The sequence below is a fragment of the Comamonas sp. 7D-2 genome (assembly GCF_022749555.1).
GTDB lineage: Bacteria > Pseudomonadota > Gammaproteobacteria > Burkholderiales > Burkholderiaceae_C > Comamonas > Comamonas thiooxydans.
Map to the genome: position 1 here is coordinate 3,334,511 of NZ_CP094238.1, position 18,580 is coordinate 3,353,090.

Sequence of the window (18,580 nt, forward strand, 5' to 3'; positions counted from 1 at the left end):
GCTTCAGACTGCAACCTTCAAACAGAGGTGGTAGGCCATGGTGCATGGCACCAGTTTATAGGAAGGTCATGCAGCGCCTGTCATCACCCGACGACAAACACTGATTGGCATCAGGCAATCCCGAAAAAGAAGCAGCCAGCGCCTAACTGATATGAATTTCAAGCACTTTCATAGCTGAAATCCATATTCAGCGTACGCAAGCAGCTATCAAAAAATCAAGCCGGCCTCCACTCCAGAGACCAGGCACCGCTTTGCACATTCTGCAGCCACAGGCAGCAGCTCAGGGTTTTGGCATCCGTGACCTGGCCGCTACGCACGCCGTCCAGCAGCTCGTCAGCCGTCATGCTGCAGACATCGAGAAACTCGTCGGCATCGAGCTGGCGCTCGCCCGCGGTCAGGCCGCGCGCGAAGAAGATGTGAATGACTTCGTCGGAGTAGCCGATCGCCAGATGCATGGGGCCGGCATAGGCCCATTCACGCGCGCTGTAGCCGGTTTCCTCCAGCAGCTCGCGCTGGGCACAGACCAGCGGCTGCTCGCCCGCATCGAGCTTGCCTGCGGGAAACTCCGTCATGACCCGGCCCACGGGGTAGCGAAACTGCCGCTCCAGCAGCACGCGGCCATCGTCGAGCAGGCCTATCACCACCACGGCGCCGGGGTGCACCACATACTCGCGCGTGGCCTGCCCGCCATGAGGCAGGCGCACGGTATCGAGCCTCACCTGCAGAAAACTGCCCTGGTGCACCAGCTCGCTTTTGATGGGGTGCTCGATCAGATGGGCTTCCTGAGCCTGTTTGTCTTGTTGGGTCATCTCCGACTCGTCTTTCAAAGCGCTGTGGTGACAGCGCAAATACATCCAAGGTCTTAATCTTCGCAGAAGCCGGCTTCACTTTCCCCCTCAGACCATGATGCATCCCATCGACACAGCCCAGACAGACATACAGCGCCACCAGTTTGGCCGCGTGACGGTGTTTCGCGGCGCCAAGGGTGGCAAGTATCCGGACGGCAACCAGATCATGATTCGCGGCAGCGATACGCTGGCAGCGCTGGATACGCCTATCGTTGCCAACCATATCGGGGCCGAGTTCGATGCCACCGAGCTGGTGGTGATGGGTCATGTGCATGAGGACCATATGGCCGGCCTGCACCGCCTACCGGACGCGCGGGTCTTTGCTCACGTAGGCGATCTGGCGGCCTTGCAAAGCTGGGAGGGCCTGGTTGCCACCTTTGGCTGGGCCGATTCGGCTCAGGCCGGCATCCTGCGCAGCAAGCTGGAGAGCGAATTCTTCTACGCCCCCAGACCCGATGCCAGGGGCTACGAAGATGGAGCCGTCTGGGAGCTGGGTCAGTCGCAGATTCACGCCATTCATATGCCTGGCCATACCGCCGGCCATACCGTGCTGCTGATCGAGCCCGAAGGTGTTGCCTTTATCGGCGATATCGACCTGACAGGATTCGGCCCTTATTACGGCGATGCCTGCTCCTGTCTGACGGACTTTCGCCGCAGCCTGGCGCGGCTGCCCGAGATCGATGCCCGGGTCTGGGTGACCTCGCACCACAAGGGCATTTACACGGAACGCGAGGCGTTTATGCGAGACCTCAAGCGCTTTGCTGCCGTCATTGACGAGCGTGGTGCACGCATTCTCGAATGGCTGGCGCAGCGGCCCATGACGCTCTCGCAGATGGTGGAGCAGCGCCTGCTCTACCCGCAAGGCTTTGATGCGCCCTGGGTACAGGGGGCCGAGACGCGCAGCATTTCCCAGCATCTGGATGAGCTGCTGACGGTCGGAGAAATCCTGCAGGAGCGCAACGTGCGCGGCGAAGACCTTTATCTGCGGGCCTGAATCCAGAGAAATAAAAAAGCCGACTTCTCAAGGAAGTCGGCGGGGGTAGGCGCTTGGCCACGCATCCACCAGGCAAGCGTGACAAACGCACAGCGGCTAGATCAGCCGGGCCCGGTCACCCGGGCTTTGAGACTCAGGCCACAGCGTCCATGGGCTTGCGCAGAAAGCCCTGGTTGGCGCCCTTGCGGTTGGGCGCGAAGCCGTTCCTGGCCAGGGTTTCGTCGGCGGTTTCGTAGAACACGCCGATCTGCTTGATCTCGCGAGCCTGCTGGGCCGTGGCAATCGGGCGACCGAACTCGCCCGCAATGCGCACCAGCTGCTTGATCTGCTCCACGGTGCTCATCTTGCCGGTGCGGGTCTGATTCCACAGCACGTCTTCGATACCGCAGCGCACATGCAGACCCAGGGCCATGCCGATCATATTGATGGGCAGCACGTTCAGCACCGAGCTTTCCACCGTCACGATGGCGTTGTCGGGCACGGCGCGCAGCATATTGGCCAGGTTGTAGATATTGGCCTGGTCCATGCCGCCGCTGATGGCGACCCAGTTCATGACCAGCGGCCCCTTGTAGACGCCACGGCGGATCATGCGCTCTATGGTTTCGAAACTGTTGATGTTGTAGACCTGGAAGGCGCTCTGGATGCCCTTTTCGGACAGGCGACGGATATGTTCTTCGACGAAGCTGGGGTTCGATGGAACAATCATGTCCTTGTAGGTCTTGTGCAGATGCGGGAAGCCGCGCGAGACACCGCGGAAGTCGTCTTCGCCGGCATGCTCGGTCACGTTCATCTGCGTGGTGTTCACGGTCACCGTCACCTGGTCGGGTACAGGAGTCAGCTCGGCCAGCATATGGCGGGTATCGTCGGAGAGCCACTTGGCTTCGCCGTCAGGGCCTTCGGGCGCAAAGCTGATGGAGCCGCCGACCTGGATGATCATCTCGGGCACACGCTCACGCACACCGGCAATAAGCTCGTTGAACTTGGACAGGCGCTTGCTGCCCTTGCCGTCGTCTTCACGCACATGCAGATGCAGCACGGTGGCGCCGGCCTCATAGCAATCCACGGCCTTCTGAATCTGCTCTTCCATGGTGATGGGGATGTCCTCGGGGAAGTCCGAGGGAATCCAGCCCGGAGCGTAGGGAGCTGCAGTGATGATCAGCGGTTGCTGGTTTTCGGGATACAGGTGACCGTCAAGAAAGTTCATGGTTGTTGTCTCCGGTTTGAGTGCGAGAAATCAGTGTCTGGACAAACTGCATCAGCCGATTTCAGGCCATTGCCGATGCGTGAGGCCAGTATCAAATGCCGTGTGAGATGCCACTTTGCATTTCAAGACACGCGCTTTCTCAAACGCGACAAGACCGGCAAACCGTGCCTGAAGATGATTGGGGCAGGCAACGGAGAGACGACATCGGTTCATGCACTGCAAAAGTCCAGGCGACTGCTGCGCACCATCGGCAACCTGCGATCTCCCCCTCCTCGCGGCTCCGATTGCAAGGCGCCCATACCGCGCCACAAGCACGCATCGAAGCCATGCAGGCTGCAGCCCTACATCGGGTAAGTGCGGAGTACTGCAGTCATCAAATGCGAAGTCGCAGGCATGAAACGCCAAGTCACCGAACTTGCGGACCTCCATCATGAATTGGTGCATTACTACACCCCAAGCACAAGAACGCAGGGACATGCCGGCAGGTTCAGCGGATCACCTATTTGCTGGGTCTGCCCCCTGCGAGACAGAGATCGGCGTCATGCCGAATGTCTGCCCCCCCATGAAAAACGACAGGAGACATCAATGACAACCGCTGTGAATTTTGCTGGACCACCCGGCCCGCAAGTGATGCCCGTGATTCGCGTCTTGCGAGCCAGAGCCGATAGCACCGCTGCAAGACAGGCGCTGAATGCCTACGTTCTTGAAGATGGGCGGGTCACAGACTCTCCCGCCAGCGCCATCTGAGCAACTCCATTTAGGGAGCAACACATGCGAAACATTCCTCGAACCCTGCGTTCCTGCGCCGCAATTCTTTGCGTCGGCGCAATGGCCAGCACCGCCGTACAGGCTCAGACCCCTGCACCCGCCTGGCCCGTCAAACCCATCCGCCTCGTCGTTCCTGCGCCTCCTGGTGGCATCACCGATGGTGTGGCGCGCCTGGTGGCCGATCATCTGCAGACCAATCTGGGCCAGCCCGTGGTCGTCGACAACAAACCCGGCGGATCGGCCGTGATTGCCGAGCGCGCCGTGATGAATGCACCTGCCGACTGGCATACGCTGATGATTGCGCCTTCCAGCATCTGGACCGACTTTCCACTCACCGTGAAGACGCCGTTTGACGTGCACAAGACATTTACCTATGTCTCGGATGTGGCCTCCATGGTGCATATGCTGGTGGCCAACAACAGCTTTCCCCCCAACAGGATTCAGGAGGTGCTGGACTATGCAAAGAAGAGCTCCGGCCCCATCAATATCGCCAACCTGAGCCCCGGCACTCGCTCCGACATGCTGGGTGCGTTGCTGAGCGAGAAAAGCGGCGGCAAGATCACCGCCGTGCCCTACAAGGGCTCGGCCCCTGCCATCGTCGACCTGATCGGCAATCAGGTACAACTGACCTTTGAAGTGGTGACCAATGCAGCCCCGCTGGTCAAGGCCGGCAAGATCAAGGCCCTGGGCGTGGTCTCGCCCAACCGCTCGCGCCTGCTACCCGATGTGCCCAGCTTTGCCGAGCAGAACATGCCCGACTTTGTGCTGCCCGATGCCAGTGTGGGATTGTTCGTGCTGAGCAGCACGCCCCCGGCCCTGATCCAGAAGGTGCGCCAGGAAATGGACAAGGTGACTCAATCCGCCAAGTTTCAGGCGCAGCTCAAAACCCAGGGCTTTGACGCACCCCAGCCCAGCACGATGACGGAGCTGCAACAAAAAATGCTGAACACGGTGGAGCAGAACCGCAAAATTCTGAGCAAGCTCAGAATCGCCAGCAACTGAAGGACGCTGGCGTAGCCGCCCTCTCCCTGGGGGGGGGTACTTTGGTAGTGTGTTTGGCGGGCCCTTACGGCCCGCTTTTTTATGCGCCGCCCGTGCCTTCGGTCTGCGCCTTGGCACGGCTGTCCTTGGCACTGCAGCCGAACTGGCTCTGATACCAGCGTGAAAAACTGCTGGGGGCCGTAAAGCCCAGCAGCTCGGCCACTTCGGTCAGAGAGCGGTTGCTCTCGAACACATAGCGCACGGCCAGCTCCTTGCGGATATCGTTCATCAGCGAGGAAAAGCTCTGGCCCTTTTCCGTCAGCCGGCGCTGAATGGTGCGTGGCACCACACCCAGGTGCTCGCTGACTTTCTCAATGCTGCAGCGCCCGCTGGGCAACAGCAGCAAGATGGTGCGACGCACATCGTCCAGCACTGCTTCCTCGCTCATGGGAGCCACGGACTCCAACAGCTTCTGGGCATAGCGCACCATGGCAGGGTCGGCAAATTCGTTGCGCGTATCGAGATCGGCCTTGACGCAAACAATGCAGTTGAACTCTTGATTGAACTCCACGCGCGGGCCGAACATCAGGTGATGCATGCTCAGGTCCTTGGGCGCGGCGTGCTCGAAACACACCATGCGAGGCTGCCAGTCGCGACCTATCAGCTGCCGAATGGCGCGCACCATCACGCCCAGCGCCAGCTCCACGCGCTGGCGCGTAGGCTCATGGGCACGGCCGGCCAGCAACAGCTCACGGATCAGCACCGTGTCGGCCTGCTCGTCCAGCTCCAGCGTCATGGCGCCGTTGAGCAGGGCCAGATGACGCACCAGCAGGTTCAGCGAATCGCGCAGCGTAGCCTGATCGCGAATCAGCAGGCCCACCGGCCCCATATTGGACAGCAGGCGCGAGCGCGCCATGCACAGACCAAAGCTTTCATTGCCCGACTGCGTGGCCGAGGCCTGCAGCAAACGCCCCACCTTGTCCACCGGAATCATCAGATCCGGCTCGTCGAGCACACCGGGGCTCAGGCCGGCATCGAGCAGCATGCGCGCGCCATTCAGCCCTGAAGCCTGGGCGACTTCGGCGTAATTGGTCAAGCAGGCGGCGCGAACGAGAGAGGCCATGGGGTTTCACTAACTTGGCACTAATTGCAAAGCACCAGTCATGTAATGACAAGCGCCGATCGAGGGGAGTTTTCACACTGGCGACATTGATTCTATAAGGAGACTTCCCAATGAAAAACAAGGTTGGCGCAGCACCCGCCCTTATCCGCTCCAGCTCTTTGACCCGCTCGCTGGAAGTCAATCCTCTGACCTGCTCCATCGGTGCGGAGCTGTCCAACGTTCACCTGGGAGCGGCCGCCGAGGACGAAGGCTTGATGGCCGAAATCCGCCAGGCACTGCTCAAGCACCGCGTGATCTTTTTCCGCGACCAGGACATCACACGCGCCGAGCATGTGGCGTTTGCGCGCAAATTTGGCGAGCTGGAAGACCACCCGGTGGTGGGAAGCCACCCCGAGCACCCAGGCCTGGTGCAGATCTACAAGACCCCCGACAACCCTCTGGACCGCAACGAGAACTCCTGGCACACCGATGCCACCTGGCGCGAGCAGCCCCCCATGGGCTGCGTGCTGCGCTGCGTTGAATGCCCGCCAGTGGGCGGCGACACCATGTGGGTGAACATGGTGATGGCCTATGAGAACCTGCCAGACGACATCAAGGTCAAGATCGAGCATCTGCGTGCCCGCCACAGCATCGAAGCGAGCTTTGGTGCCGTCATGCCTATCGAAAAGCGTCTGGCACTCAAGGCCCAATACCCCGACGCCGAGCACCCCGTGGTCCGCATCCACCCCGAAACCGGCGAGAAGATTCTGTTCGTCAACAGCAGCTTCACCACCCATTTCACCAACTACAACACACCCGCCAATGTGCGCTTCGGCCTGGACAAATCGCCCGGTTCCTCGCAACTGCTCAATTACCTGACCAGCCAGGCCATGATTCCCGAGTACCAGGTGCGCTTCAAATGGAGCAAAAACAGCGTAGCCTTCTGGGACAACCGCTCCACCCAGCACTACGCAGTGATGGACTACCAGCCCTGCCACCGCAAGATGGAACGCACCGCCATCATCGGCGGCCCCACGGACTGAGCCAGGAGACAGAAGATGACCTTGAAGCACACGATTCTCATCATCCCCGGCCTGCGCGACCATGTGGAAGAGCACTGGCAGACGCTGCTGGCCAAGGAGCTGACTGCGCAGTCCGTCCCCTGCGTCACCGTGCCACCGCTGGAGCAGGACAAGCTCAGCTGCCAGGCCCGCCTGGACGCGATCGACCGGGCGCTGGACGGTATCGACGGCCCCGTCATCATCGTGGCGCACAGCGCCGGCTGCATGATGGTCGCGCACTGGGCGCTGCGCCGAGCCCGTCCCATTCTCGGAGCCTTGCTTGCAGCCCCCGCCGATGTGGAAACCCAGATGCCTGCCGGCTACCCCCCCAAGGATGTGCTGGCAGCCCACGGCTGGACGCCCATCCCGCGCCAGCGCCTGCCGTTTCCCACACTGCTGGCAGCCAGCAGCAATGACCCACTGACCGAGTTGGAGCGCGCGCGCGGCTTTGCGCGCGACTGGGGGAGCGAGCTGGTGGAGCTGGGCCCCCAGGGCCACCTGAACCCGGCCTCGGGCCACGGTCCCTGGCCGCAGGCAACACAGCTGATCGAGGATTTGCAGGCTCGGATCGAAGCCCGACAGCCCGAGCCAACGGCCTGAACCGCCCGAAGACCATCACGATGAATGCGCAGCCACCCACAAGATATAAAAGGTGCGCGCAGATGGGGAGCCAGATCTCCCCATTGAAGGAGACAAGCAATGAAGGCAACGACACCCGCCTCACGCAATTCAGTGGACACCGCAGGTTCTCGCGCACTGCGCCGGAAACTAGGCTTGGCCGTCATGGCCGTGGCCGCCAGCCTGGCCCTGCCCGCACAGGCCGAGCAGACCGATGACTGGCCGACCAAGCCCATACGCCTGATCGTCACCGGGCCTGCCGGTGGCACGGCTGACACCCTGGCCCGTCTGCTGGCAGAGGGCATGCAGCAAGAGCTCAAGCAGCCCGTGATCGTGGAATCCAAGGCCGGAGCCTCGGGGGCCATCGGCATCCAGGACCTCAAGTCCCATGGCAAAAACGGCTACACCTTTCTGGTGATTCAGGACGGAGCACTGAGCGAGGCGCCCCTGGCCCAGAAAGTCAGTTTCGACCCGTTCAAGGACCTGACGCCGCTGGCCCAGCTCACACGCACCGGACTGGTCATGGTCGCCAACAAGGATCTGCCGTTCCAGACCCTGCCCGAATTCATCAGCTACGCCAGACAGCAACGCGACGGCGTGGACTTTGCCTCCTACGCCACGGGCCTGAAGGGTCACACCTCGGGCATGCTGCTGGGCCAGTTGGCCAAGATCAATATGCGCCATGTGGGCTACAAGGGCTCGCCCCCTGCTCTGGTGGACCTCATGGGCGGCCATGTCCCGGTGATGTTCGATGGCGTCACCACTTCGCTACCCCTGATTCGCAGCGGCAAGATCAAGGCGCTGGCAGTCGTCTACCCGAGCCGCCTGCAGACTTTGCCAGAGGTACCAACCTTCACGGAGCTGGGCTACCCCCAGCTTTCCAAACCAGGCTGGTTTGCCGTGTGGTCCCATCCTCAAACCCCGGCAGCCATCCAGCAGAAGCTGCGGGATGTGGCGCTGGCACATTTCCGCAAGGAGTCCGTGCTCAAACAGCTCGCCACGGTGGGCATGGAGCCCGGCCAGCCCCTTACCACGGCAGAAATGACGGCCGACCTCAAAGAGGCCAGCCGCAAGCAGGCAGCCCTGCTCAAGTCCATAGGCTACAAGCCCGAAAACTGAGGCCCGGGTCCTTGAGCAGTTGCCCTCAAGCTGCTCCATTACTTATCTGCTTCAAGACCTCTGCCCGGTGCCCCCTTGGCACCGTGGGCGGCCGCACCCGGCTCAAGTCCTTTGGCGGGATTAGAGCTGGGGGCTTGCCTGCGCCTTCAACCCATCCCCAGGCCCGGCCTTGCCCTGCTGTGTTTTTCGTCGGTTTGCCATCAGGCATCTTTTTTCAACGGTTCAAGGAGACATGAATGACTACAAAAAAAATGGCTTTCAATGCGCTGAGCGCTCTCGCATGCACGCTGGCGCCGCTGGCGGCCTCGGCACAATCCTCTGTGCAGGTCTATGGCGTGGTGGATATGGCCGTATCCAATTACCGCGGCGCTGGCGCAGGCTCGCGTCAGATGCTGACCTCCAGCGGCAATCAGGCCAGCCGCCTGGGCTTCAAGGGCCGTGAAGATCTCGGCAGCGGTCTGGCCGCCGGCTTTGATCTGGAAGCGGGTCTCAATACCGACAACGGCACCGGCCAGGCCTCCAACACCAACAACCAGCCTTCGGGGGCAGGCAGCAGCAACGGCCTGAGCTTCAACCGCAAGGCCCTGGTCTATCTGCAGAGCAAGCAATGGGGCGAGGTACGCCTGGGCCGCGACTATGTGCCCGCCTTCTGGAACATGTTCAACTACGACCCCTTTCGCCTGGGCGTGGGCATGAGCCTGCATGTGCTGCACGGCACCACTGTGACGGGCTTTCGGGCATCGAACAGCATTGGCTACTTCTCGCCCGGCTGCTCCAGCTCCAGTTGCAAAGGCCTGTTCTATCAGTTGATGACTGCATTCGGTGAAAACGATGCCGGCCCCAACCGCCAGGACGGCCGCGTCTACGGTGCACGCCTGGGCTATGGAGGCGAGAACTGGGATGCAGCCGTCGCCATCACGTCCACCAAGAACCGTGCCGCCGACGATTACAGACAGATCAATGCCGCCGCATCCTACCTCTGGGAAGGCCACCGCCTCATGGTTCTGGCTGCCGATCACCGCACCGGCAACCGCCTGGCAGGTCTGGACAATGCCGACCATGTACGCTACTGGCAGCTGGGTGCCATCTGGAAGGTCGGCAACGGCAATATCCCCATGAGCTTCATGCGCCTGAACCGCAATGACAACAGCGGCAGCAGCTCCAACAAGTACGCCGTGGGTTATGTGCACAACCTCTCCAAGCGCACCGCACTCTACGGCACCTATGCCTATGTAGACAACCGCGGCAGCATCAACCTGCCGGTGGCCACGGGCGCGCTGCAAGGCCCGATTCCAGTCGCAGGCGGCAATGCTTCAGGCTTTGACATCGGCATTCGCCACACGTTCTGAGTCCAATCCATGGCAACCGGCGCCTGCCGGTTGCCGGCCAGAGGACATCAATCCTGAAACCATAGAAGAAGGCCCGCAGAGAAAATCTGCGGGCCTTCTTCATCGCACATCGGCGCTCGATGGAGTATCAGCAGTTGTCAGGCGGTTTGAGCCAGAGCAGTCCCTCTCTGACAAGAACTTCATAGAGAGGAATCGTCATCTGCGGCGATGCCGTGCACTTGCCGCTGCGGATATCGAACTTGAGTCCATGCGCGGGGCAGCTCAGCACATGGGCATCGCAATTGCCGCTAGCCATGGAGGCACCCGCATGCGGGCAGCTGTTCTCCAAGGCATAGAACTCGCCTTCGACATTCAGCAGCAAGATGCTCTGGCCACCAGGCGTGAAGACCAGCTTTCGCCCGCCAGGCGGCAAGTCCCGCACGGCACCGGCGGCCAGCAATGCGGGATCAGGCGAAGATGCTGTCGGCAACACGGGCATGCTCCATGGCGCGCAGCAGCTCCGCGGGCGCCACAGCGCCCGTCACCTGCAGACGCTGGTTGAACACCATATGCGGCACGCCGCCGGTATGGCCGGCCTCGCTTTGGTAGCGCAGCGCATCAAAGCGGGAAGGATTCCAGTCCAGTGCCGCCGAGTGCGCCAGCTGCTGCAGCACCATGACCGAGCCTATATCGCGGCCCTGCACAAAGTAAGCGGCAAAGATGGACTCCACAAAGCGGATCATGGATTCGCCATCGAGCAGAGTCTGGGCGTAGTTGGCCAACGCACAAACCAGGCGCGTGCTGGGGAAGGTTTCAATCAGCGCATGATTGATCTGCAGGCCCGCCGCGTGGGCCGCCGAACGCACCTGGGCACGGCGAACCTCCACGGCCCTGGGACCGCCCAGCCTGGCTTCGTAGAAGGCCTGGTAAGGCACTCCATGCTCCGGGATCTGGGGCAGCAGAGTGTCTGCATGCCAATGGATTGCAAGCTGCTGGTCGGGATATCTGGCCAGCAGCATCTCACGGGCGGCCAGCAGATTGCGCAGACCGATCCAGCACCAGGGGCAGATCAGGTCCAGCGAAAAGTCGACCTGCAATGTCGTTGCAGCGGAGCTTTGAGTCATGGCATTTATTTCCTTGGGCAATCACCGGGGTTGATGCAAAAAGGGCTGAATGGCTCAGCCCTTTTCATACCGACCTGCTGCCTTCGATATCTCAGAGCGTGAAGATGGCCGATCCCACAATCTTGCGGGCTTCCAGATCGCGGTGAGCCTGCACGGCGTCTTCCAGCACATAGCGCTTGCTGATGTCCACCTTGATACGACCTTCGGCCACATGGGCGAACAGCTCGTTGGCCAGCTCTGCACGCTCCGTGGGGTCGGCGATGTAATGCGCCGATGCAGGACGGGTCAGGAAGAGCGAGCCCTTGCCGGCCAGAATCTGCGGGTTGAATGGTGGAATGGAGCCTGAAGCCGTGCCCAGACAGACCATCAGCCCACGCACCTTCAGGCTGTTGAGCGAGCCCTCGAAAGTGTCCTTGCCCACGCTGTCAAAGACGGCATTCACGCCCACGCCGTCCGTCAGCTCACGCACGCGCTTGGCCACGTCCTCATGGCTGTAGTTGATGGTGTGAACACAGCCGTTGGCCTTGGCCACTTCGGCCTTGGCATCGCTGGAGACTGTTCCGATCACGTTCAGGCCTTCCAGCTTTGCCCACTGCGACACCAGCAGACCCACACCACCGGCTGCAGCATGCAGCAAGATGGTGTCGCCCTTCTTGAAGTCCCAGATGCGGCGCATCAGGTAAGCCGCCGTCAGTCCACGCATGGTGATGGCTGCTGCGGTTTCAAAGCTGATGTTGTCAGGCAGACGGATCAGGGGGGCTGCAGAAATCAGGCGCTCCGTGGCGTAAGCGCCGATGGTGTTCAGCGCGCCGGTATAGGTCACGCGATCGCCGACCTTGAATTCCGTCACGCCGTCGCCCACGGCCGTGATCGTGCCGCAAGCCTCGCTGCCCACGCCTGCGGGCAAAGGAGCGGGATACAGACCGGAACGGAAATAGGTATCGGCAAAGTTCAAGGCCACAGCGCCTTGCTTGAGGCGGACCTGACCTGGACCGGGTTGGCCGACTTCAATGTCTTCCTGTCGCAACACCTCGGGGCCGCCAACTTCGTGATAACGGATTACTTTAGCCATACAAACTCCCAGTCAGATACCAATCGAAAGGTGATACAGCACACTGCCTCACCTCGAACAGAAGCAATACGAATCAATGACTTAGGTCATATTCCCGGTATTCTTCCATTCAGACTGGACTGAATTTATGGGAATTTTTCTCTAGGACATTTCCCGAGAACGCCGCTCTCTTGTCTTTACGCGACACCACGGGTAAATACCAGGACAGAAAAGTTTACTCAAAAGTTTCTATTTAATTGAAAGCTTGCCGCAAGCGTTGGCCACCATATTGCGCGTCTGCGACTGCGGCAAGCCCGTCACAGCCTCTAGAATCATTCCGTTTACGTAAACGTCAAACCAATGCGAGGGCCTGACATTCTTGCCAGGCGCCGGACATGAAGTCGAGGGAAGCCCCTGCCATCCGTGGCTGGCAACATCCCCAACAATCCAAGGCACAAACCAGGTCTGGCAGCCAGCCGGGCCAGCATTCAAGGAAACAGAGACGATGACCTACAAAGCGCCCATCAAAGACATGCTGTTCGACATGGAGCATCTGGCCCAGATCGAGCAGGTCGCCCAGATTCCCGGCTTTGAAGATGCGGGGCTGGAAACCGCGCAGGCCGTTCTCGAAGAATGCGCCAAGCTCTGCGAAGGCGTGGTCGCCCCCCTGAATGTTCCCGGCGACCTCAATCCCTCGTCCTTCAAGGATGGTGTGGTCACCACCACGCCCGGCTTTGCCGATGCCTTCAAGCAGTACGCCGAAGGCGGCTGGCAAGGTCTGCAGCATCCTGCCGACTTTGGCGGCCAGGGCCTGCCCAAGACCATTGGTGCGGCCTGTATCGAGATGCTCAACAGCGCCAACCTGAGCTTTGCGCTGTGCCCGCTGCTGACCGACGGCGCCATCGAGGCGCTGCTGACTGCGGGCAGCGACGAGCTCAAGTCCACCTACCTGGAAAAGCTGGTCACCGGCGAGTGGACCGGCACCATGAACCTGACCGAGCCCCAGGCCGGCTCCGACCTGGCCCTGGTGCGCACCAGGGCCGAGCCTCAGGGCGACGGCAGCTACAAGGTCTTCGGCACCAAGATCTTCATCACCTATGGCGAGCACGATATGGCGGACAACATCGTCCACCTGGTGCTGGCCCGCGTGGCGGGGGCGCCCGAAGGCGTCAAGGGCATCAGCTTGTTTGTCGTGCCCAAGTTCCTGGTGAACCAGGACGGCTCTTTGGGCAAGCGCAACGATGTGCACTGCGTCAGCATTGAGCACAAGATGGGCATCAAGGCCTCGCCCACGGCCGTGCTGCAATTTGGCGACAACGGAGGAGCCATCGGCTACCTCGTGGGCGAGGAAAACCGCGGCCTCGAATACATGTTCATCATGATGAACGCAGCGCGCTATGCCGTGGGCCTGCAGGGCCTGGCCGTGGCCGAGCGGTCCTACCAGCACGCCGTGGCCTACGCCAAGGAACGCGTGCAAAGCCGCCCCGTCGACGGCTCGGTCAAGGCCAGCGCCACCATCATCCACCACCCCGATGTGCGCCGCATGCTGATGACCATGCGTGCCAGCAACGAGGGCTGCCGCGCCATGGCAACCGCCGCCGCTGCCGCCTACGATGCCGCCCACCACCATCCGGACGCCGAAGTGCGTCAGGCCAACCAGACCTTCTATGAATTCATGGTGCCCCTGGTCAAGGGCTACAGCACCGAAATGAGCCTGGAAGTCACCAGCCTGGGCGTGCAGGTGCATGGCGGCATGGGCTTCATCGAGGAAACCGGCGCTGCCCAGTACTACCGCGACGCCAAGATCCTGACCATCTATGAGGGCACGACCGCCATCCAGGCCAATGACCTGGTCGGCCGCAAGACCGCGCGTGATGGCGGCCAGACCGCCAAGGCCATTGCCGCCCAGATCGAAAAGACCGAGGCGGCTCTCATTGCCAGCGGCACCGATGCGGCCAAGGCAGTCGCGAGGAATCTGGCCCAGGCCCGTCAGGCCTTTGTGCAGGTGGTGGACTTCATCGTGGCAAAGGCCAAGGCCGACCCCAATGCGGCCTATGCCGGCAGCGTTCCCTATCTGATGCTCACCGGCAATCTGGTCGCCGGCTGGCAGCTGGGCCGCTCGGTGCTGGCCGCGCAGGAGCTGCTGGCCAAGGGCCAGGACACGGCCTTCATGCAGGCCAAGCTGGCCACGGCACAGTTCTATGCCGAACATATCCTGACCCGAGTGTCCGGCCAGGCCGATGCCGTGATCAACGGTGCGGCCAGCGTGATGGCATTGCCCATGGATCTGTTCTGATCCTGTACCTGAGGGCGGGGCGATAACGCCCTGCCCCATCATGATGTGCATAGAAATAGCGGCTAGCGCTTATGAATAAAGCGCAAGCCGCTATTTTTTTGAATCCCTAGAACACATCTGCCAGGACTTACGCAAACAAGATTGCAGCGACGGCCTGCCTCATGCAGCAGTCATCCTGCCTGAACCCGTTCCATGCCATCCTCATTGCTTTTCACCGGGATTATGACGCGGATGTACAAACCCTCAGTCAGGCCTCGTGGTCATTTAGATTCGCAGGAGTTTTCCATTTAATCCGTAGGCGTCGCCTAACTTCCCACACTTCTGCTACCTGGAAATGCCATATGCAAATAGATCAGTTTGGAGAAGTTGAGCAACAAATTACTTTGAGCATTGTCTAAATTCGGAAAACGATTTCCAAATCAAATGACGCTGAATGCACTCTCACTCACAGCAGCACGATATCGTATTGCTCCTGCGCCATCGCAGTCTCGGCCTGCAGCGAAATGGGCTTGCCGATGAAGTCGGAGAGGCTGGCTAGGTGCTGGCTTTCCTCGTCGAGGAACATCTCCACCACTTTGGGCGATGCCACGACGCGGAACTCATGCGGATTGAACTGGCGGGCTTCGCGCAGGATTTCACGCAGCACTTCGTAGCAGATGCTGCGCGCAGTCTTGACGTTGCCCTTGCCGGAGCAGGCTTCACAGGGCTCGCACAGCATATGGGCCAGCGACTCGCGCGTACGCTTGCGCGTCATCTCCACCAGGCCCAGTTGAGAGAAGCCTCCAGCCATGGTCTTGACGCGGTCGCGTGCCAGCTGGCGGCGGAATTCGGAGAGCACCTCGCTCTGGTGCTCCTCGCGCACCATGTCGATGAAGTCCACGATGACGATGCCGCCCAGATTGCGCAGGCGCAGCTGACGTGCAATGGCGTGCGCCGCTTCCAGGTTGGTCTTGAAGATGGTGTCGTCAAAATTGCGCGCACCTACATAGCCGCCGGTATTCACATCGATGGTGGTCAGGGCTTCGGTCTGATCGACGATCAGATAGCCGCCCGACTTCAGATCCACACGCCGCCCCAGCGCACGCGCGATTTCCTCGTCGATGTTGTAGAGGTCGAAAATCGGCCTCTCGCCCTTGTACAGCGCCAGCTTGGGTACTGCCGCCGGCATGTATTCCTGGCCAAAGCTCTTGAGCAGCGCAAACTGCTCGCGCGAATCGATGCGAATGCTCTGGGTGTTCTCGCCGACCAGATCCCGCAGCACACGCTGCAGCAGGTTCAGGTCCTGATGCAGCACCGACATCACAGGCAGCTTCTGCGCCGCATCCTTGATGCGCGTCCAGGTCTTGCGCAGATAGCGGATGTCATCGGCCAGCTCGGCATCGCTGGATTCCTCGCCATTGGTACGCAGAATGAACCCGCCGCCACCGCCCCCCTCCTTGGTGCCTACCAGCTCCTGCAGACGGGCCCGCAAGGCATCGCGCTCGTTCTGGGGAATTTTCTGGGAGATGCCGATATGGTCGTCCTGCGGCAGAAACACCAGCAGGCGCCCGGCAATGCTGATCTGCGTGGACAGGCGCGCACCCTTGGTACCTATGGGGTCCTTGATGACCTGCACCATGATGGACTGCCCCTCGAACACCTGTTTTTCGATGGGCGTCAGCGGCTGGTCCTTGCGCGCGAACATCGGGGCTTCGCCATTTTCCTGACGCTGCCAGACATCGGCCACATGCAAAAAGGCCGCACGCTCCAGACCGATATCGATGAAGGCGGACTGCATGCCTGGAAGCACACGCGAGACCTTGCCCAGATAGATGTTGCCGACGAGTCCCCGCTCCAGCGGGCGCTCCATGTGCAGCTCCTGCACGGCGCCGTTTTCGACAATCGCCACCCGCGTTTCCTGCGGCGACCAGTTGATCAAAATATCTTGCTGCATTGACTGTCGTTCTTTCTTTATATGTCCTGGCTTTTGCTGCGCCCAGTGTGCGACGCGTGCATGGCTGGCGCAAGACAGCTGCCATGCAGACCTTCCCTTGGGGGAAGCCTCAAGAACAGAGTGTCGATTGCGCCAAAGGTTCAGAGCGGCCAGCCCAGCTGACGCAAAAGCTCGGCAGTTTCGTAAACAGGCAGGCCCATGATGGCCGAATAGCTGCCGCGGATCTCTGCAATATGTGCGGCCGCCCTGCCCTGTATGCCATAGGCACCAGCCTTGCCCATGGGCTCGCCCGTGAGCACATAGGCATCGATCTGCGCCTCGGTCATGGGCGCAAAGCGCACGGTGGACACCGACAAGGCCTGCAGACGCCGCACGCCGCTTTGCAGCGCCACGGCAGTCAGCACCTCATGTTCGGCCCCGGAGAGCAGACGTAGGATACGTCGCGCGTCTTCGGCATCGGCGGGCTTGCCCAGAATCTGCTTTCCCAGGGCCACGGTGGTGTCGGAGCACAGAATGGGGGCTACCGGCAAACCGCGCCGCGCATGGCGGGCCACGGCCGCATCGAGCTTGCCGGCCGTCACGCGCTGCACATAGTCATGGGGGTCTTCCCCAGCCAGCTCGGCCTCTATGGCCTCGGCATCCTCGGCGATGTCGCCGGCTGCATTGGGCAGCAGCAATTCATGCGCCACCCCCAGCTGCTCTAGCAACTGACGACGGCGGGGACTTTGGGATGCAAGATAGAGAATGGGCGCCATGATTTTGATTAAAAATGGCCTCTAGCGCCCATATATAAAGCGCAATAGGCTATCAAAATCATAGTATCACGCACTGCGTGAAATTGCACGCAGAGTCCGATCACAAGCGCTTATTCGCGATGGTAGGGATGGCCGGCATTGACCGACCAGGCGCGGTAGAGCTGCTCGATCAGCAGCACGCGCACCATGGCATGCGGCAGGGTCAGATCGGAGAGGCGGATGCGCTCGTGTGCCGCTGCCTTGAACTCGGGGTCCAGCCCGTCGGGGCCGCCGATGACCAGGGCCACATCATCGCTCTCGAGCTGCCAGCCCTTGAGACGCTGGGCCAGCGCCTTGGTGGTCAGATTCGTGCCGCGCTCGTCGAGCACCACGATGCGGGTGCCTCTGGGAATGGCGGCTTCGATGCGCTTGCGCTCTGCCGCATACAGGGTCTCCAGCGTCTTGGAGCCGCGCGGCTCGGTCTTGACGGCCTTGAGTTCGACCTTGAGTTCGGGCGGAAAGCGCTTGGCGTAATCGTCGTAGGCCGTCTGCGCCCAGTCGGGCACATGCAGGCCTACAGCCACGATGGTCAGCTTCATTTAGGCCTTGACGCGGGGAGCACGCTTGGCTGCGGGTTTGGCCGCAACCGGCTTGGCCGTACGGGGCGTGCTGGGCTTGACGACCACGGTCTTGACCGTCTTGGTGGCTGCGGACTTGGCAGCAGGCTTCTTGGCTGCAGGCTTGGCACCGGCGGCCGTCTTGGCTGCGGGCTTCTTGGCCGCAGCGGCCGCAGCCTTCTTGGCAGCAGGCTTTTTCTCGACCACGGTGTTTTCCGCTGCTGCCTTTTCCACGGCCAGCTTGGCAGCCAGTTTCTTGGCTGCCACTTCTGCGGGCTTGGGCTTGGCGGCACCGATCTTCATACGCACCGGTGTCTCGCCCCAGATTTCTTCCAGGCGGTAGTACTGGCGGATGGCCGGCTGCATGATGTGGCAGACAACCGAGCCGCAGTCCACGATGATCCATTCGCCGTTTTGCTCACCTTCCTGGCGGGGCACGGGAAAACCTGCTTCCTTGACGGCTTCGCGCACGCTGGAGGCAAGTGCCTTGGTCTGGCGGTTGGAAGTACCCGAAGCCACGATCACGCGCTCGAACAGCGGGGACAGTGCTTCGGTGTTGAACACCTGGATGTCGTGGGCCTTGACGTCTTCGAGGCCGTCAACAATGGCTCGCTGGAGTTTGGTGACGTCGCGCTTGGCTGCGGAATCCGATTTGGTGGAGGTGGTCATCAGGCGATGGAATCAGTAAATGATGGGATCAATATAGCGTGTGCTGCGCCACACCCGTATCAGGGTTGGGTTAGCGTCTGCGTTCAGGCCTCTAAGACCTGCGCTCTTCACGCATTGAAAAAGGTTGACGCGC

The 18,580-nt window shown here is 61.1% G+C and carries 17 protein-coding genes; 7 read left to right on the plus strand and 10 right to left on the minus strand.

Annotation, left to right across the window (positions count from 1 at the left end):
- Positions 1–215: 215 nt before the first annotated feature.
- Entirely contained in the window at positions 216–809 is a 594-nt protein-coding gene (locus tag MPZ60_RS15415) for an NUDIX domain-containing protein (protein ID WP_052057658.1), read from the minus strand.
- Positions 810–903: 94 nt separating this feature from the next.
- On the opposite strand from MPZ60_RS15415, the gene MPZ60_RS15420 reads away from it, so the two are divergent.
- Positions 904–1,842: an MBL fold metallo-hydrolase gene (locus tag MPZ60_RS15420; RefSeq protein ID WP_034358359.1), complete on the plus strand. Its 939-nt coding sequence runs from the start codon at positions 904–906 to the stop codon at positions 1,840–1,842.
- Positions 1,843–1,975: 133 nt separating this feature from the next.
- On the opposite strand, the gene MPZ60_RS15425 is transcribed toward MPZ60_RS15420, so the two are convergent.
- Entirely contained in the window at positions 1,976–3,046 is a 1,071-nt protein-coding gene (locus MPZ60_RS15425) for a 3-keto-5-aminohexanoate cleavage protein (RefSeq protein ID WP_034358362.1), read from the minus strand.
- Positions 3,047–3,817: 771 nt separating this feature from the next.
- Here MPZ60_RS15425 and MPZ60_RS15430 point away from each other — a divergent pair.
- On the plus strand, positions 3,818–4,816 hold the full coding sequence (locus MPZ60_RS15430; protein WP_242607132.1) for a tripartite tricarboxylate transporter substrate binding protein: 999 nt from the start codon (positions 3,818–3,820) through the stop codon (positions 4,814–4,816).
- Positions 4,817–4,895: 79 nt separating this feature from the next.
- Here MPZ60_RS15430 and MPZ60_RS15435 read toward each other — a convergent pair whose 3' ends face one another.
- Positions 4,896–5,918 carry an AraC family transcriptional regulator gene (locus MPZ60_RS15435; RefSeq protein ID WP_003062790.1) on the minus strand — a complete coding sequence of 341 codons (1,023 nt, stop codon included), beginning with the start codon at positions 5,916–5,918 and terminating at the stop codon, positions 4,896–4,898.
- Positions 5,919–6,028: 110 nt separating this feature from the next.
- Here MPZ60_RS15435 and MPZ60_RS15440 point away from each other — a divergent pair, with 110 nt between their 5' ends.
- The 4 genes from MPZ60_RS15440 (at position 6,029) to MPZ60_RS15455 (ending at position 10,044) form a co-directional block, all read left to right on the plus strand.
- Positions 6,029–6,940: a TauD/TfdA family dioxygenase gene (locus MPZ60_RS15440; RefSeq protein ID WP_012838853.1), complete on the plus strand. Its 912-nt coding sequence runs from the start codon at positions 6,029–6,031 to the stop codon at positions 6,938–6,940.
- Positions 6,941–6,955: 15 nt separating this feature from the next.
- On the plus strand, positions 6,956–7,558 hold the full coding sequence (locus MPZ60_RS15445) for an alpha/beta hydrolase (protein WP_034358371.1): 603 nt from the start codon (positions 6,956–6,958) through the stop codon (positions 7,556–7,558).
- Between the two features lie 99 nt (positions 7,559–7,657).
- Positions 7,658–8,695, plus strand: a complete 1,038-nt coding sequence (locus MPZ60_RS15450) for a tripartite tricarboxylate transporter substrate binding protein (protein WP_034358373.1) — start codon at positions 7,658–7,660, stop codon at positions 8,693–8,695.
- A 236-nt stretch (positions 8,696–8,931) separates the two neighbouring features.
- Complete coding sequence (locus MPZ60_RS15455) at positions 8,932–10,044, plus strand: porin (RefSeq protein WP_224648416.1); 1,113 nt, start codon at positions 8,932–8,934, stop codon at positions 10,042–10,044.
- Between the two features lie 127 nt (positions 10,045–10,171).
- Here MPZ60_RS15455 and MPZ60_RS15460 read toward each other — a convergent pair whose 3' ends face one another.
- From MPZ60_RS15460 to MPZ60_RS15470, 3 genes are all read right to left on the minus strand, one after another.
- Positions 10,172–10,522 carry a Rieske (2Fe-2S) protein gene (locus MPZ60_RS15460; RefSeq protein ID WP_034358379.1) on the minus strand — a complete coding sequence of 117 codons (351 nt, stop codon included), beginning with the start codon at positions 10,520–10,522 and terminating at the stop codon, positions 10,172–10,174.
- Positions 10,491–11,147 carry a DsbA family protein gene (locus tag MPZ60_RS15465; RefSeq protein ID WP_034358382.1) on the minus strand — a complete coding sequence of 219 codons (657 nt, stop codon included), beginning with the start codon at positions 11,145–11,147 and terminating at the stop codon, positions 10,491–10,493. The genes MPZ60_RS15460 and MPZ60_RS15465 overlap by 32 nt, the downstream gene beginning before the upstream one ends.
- Before the next feature lie 91 nt (positions 11,148–11,238).
- Positions 11,239–12,219 carry a quinone oxidoreductase gene (locus MPZ60_RS15470; protein ID WP_034358385.1) on the minus strand — a complete coding sequence of 327 codons (981 nt, stop codon included), beginning with the start codon at positions 12,217–12,219 and terminating at the stop codon, positions 11,239–11,241.
- A gap of 484 nt (positions 12,220–12,703) precedes the next feature.
- Between MPZ60_RS15470 and MPZ60_RS15475 the strand changes: the two genes are divergently transcribed.
- The gene (locus MPZ60_RS15475) at positions 12,704–14,494 is read left to right on the plus strand and encodes an acyl-CoA dehydrogenase (RefSeq protein WP_034358388.1); all 1,791 of its coding nucleotides are present in this window, start codon (positions 12,704–12,706) and stop codon (positions 14,492–14,494) included.
- A gap of 445 nt (positions 14,495–14,939) precedes the next feature.
- Here the strand turns inward: MPZ60_RS15475 and rng are convergent, their stop codons facing one another.
- The 4 genes from rng to rsfS form a co-directional block, all read right to left on the minus strand.
- Complete coding sequence (gene rng / locus MPZ60_RS15480) at positions 14,940–16,427, minus strand: ribonuclease G (RefSeq protein WP_034358391.1); 1,488 nt, start codon at positions 16,425–16,427, stop codon at positions 14,940–14,942.
- Positions 16,428–16,567: 140 nt separating this feature from the next.
- Positions 16,568–17,182 (minus strand): nucleoside triphosphate pyrophosphatase, encoded by a 615-nt coding sequence (locus MPZ60_RS15485; RefSeq protein WP_034358393.1) that lies wholly within the window; start codon positions 17,180–17,182, stop codon positions 16,568–16,570.
- 110 nt (positions 17,183–17,292) lie between these two features.
- On the minus strand, positions 17,293–17,760 hold the full coding sequence (gene rlmH, locus MPZ60_RS15490) for a 23S rRNA (pseudouridine(1915)-N(3))-methyltransferase RlmH (RefSeq protein WP_003053899.1): 468 nt from the start codon (positions 17,758–17,760) through the stop codon (positions 17,293–17,295).
- A complete protein-coding gene (gene rsfS, locus MPZ60_RS15495; protein ID WP_034358394.1) occupies positions 17,761–18,447 on the minus strand; it encodes a ribosome silencing factor in 687 nt (228 codons plus the stop codon).
- Positions 18,448–18,580 lie beyond the last annotated feature (133 nt).

Coding starts and splice junctions, on each gene's coding strand:
- MPZ60_RS15415 (WP_052057658.1), bottom strand. CDS start 809: ATGACCCAACAAGACAAACAGGCTCAGGAAGCCCATCTGATCGAGCAC.
- MPZ60_RS15420 (WP_034358359.1), top strand. CDS start 904: ATGATGCATCCCATCGACACAGCCCAGACAGACATACAGCGCCACCAG.
- MPZ60_RS15425 (WP_034358362.1), bottom strand. CDS start 3,046: ATGAACTTTCTTGACGGTCACCTGTATCCCGAAAACCAGCAACCGCTG.
- MPZ60_RS15430 (WP_242607132.1), top strand. CDS start 3,818: ATGCGAAACATTCCTCGAACCCTGCGTTCCTGCGCCGCAATTCTTTGC.
- MPZ60_RS15435 (WP_003062790.1), bottom strand. CDS start 5,918: ATGGCCTCTCTCGTTCGCGCCGCCTGCTTGACCAATTACGCCGAAGTC.
- MPZ60_RS15440 (WP_012838853.1), top strand. CDS start 6,029: ATGAAAAACAAGGTTGGCGCAGCACCCGCCCTTATCCGCTCCAGCTCT.
- MPZ60_RS15445 (WP_034358371.1), top strand. CDS start 6,956: ATGACCTTGAAGCACACGATTCTCATCATCCCCGGCCTGCGCGACCAT.
- MPZ60_RS15450 (WP_034358373.1), top strand. CDS start 7,658: ATGAAGGCAACGACACCCGCCTCACGCAATTCAGTGGACACCGCAGGT.
- MPZ60_RS15455 (WP_224648416.1), top strand. CDS start 8,932: ATGACTACAAAAAAAATGGCTTTCAATGCGCTGAGCGCTCTCGCATGC.
- MPZ60_RS15460 (WP_034358379.1), bottom strand. CDS start 10,522: ATGCCCGTGTTGCCGACAGCATCTTCGCCTGATCCCGCATTGCTGGCC.
- MPZ60_RS15465 (WP_034358382.1), bottom strand. CDS start 11,147: ATGACTCAAAGCTCCGCTGCAACGACATTGCAGGTCGACTTTTCGCTG.
- MPZ60_RS15470 (WP_034358385.1), bottom strand. CDS start 12,219: ATGGCTAAAGTAATCCGTTATCACGAAGTTGGCGGCCCCGAGGTGTTG.
- MPZ60_RS15475 (WP_034358388.1), top strand. CDS start 12,704: ATGACCTACAAAGCGCCCATCAAAGACATGCTGTTCGACATGGAGCAT.
- rng (WP_034358391.1), bottom strand. CDS start 16,427: ATGCAGCAAGATATTTTGATCAACTGGTCGCCGCAGGAAACGCGGGTG.
- MPZ60_RS15485 (WP_034358393.1), bottom strand. CDS start 17,182: ATGGCGCCCATTCTCTATCTTGCATCCCAAAGTCCCCGCCGTCGTCAG.
- rlmH (WP_003053899.1), bottom strand. CDS start 17,760: ATGAAGCTGACCATCGTGGCTGTAGGCCTGCATGTGCCCGACTGGGCG.
- rsfS (WP_034358394.1), bottom strand. CDS start 18,447: ATGACCACCTCCACCAAATCGGATTCCGCAGCCAAGCGCGACGTCACC.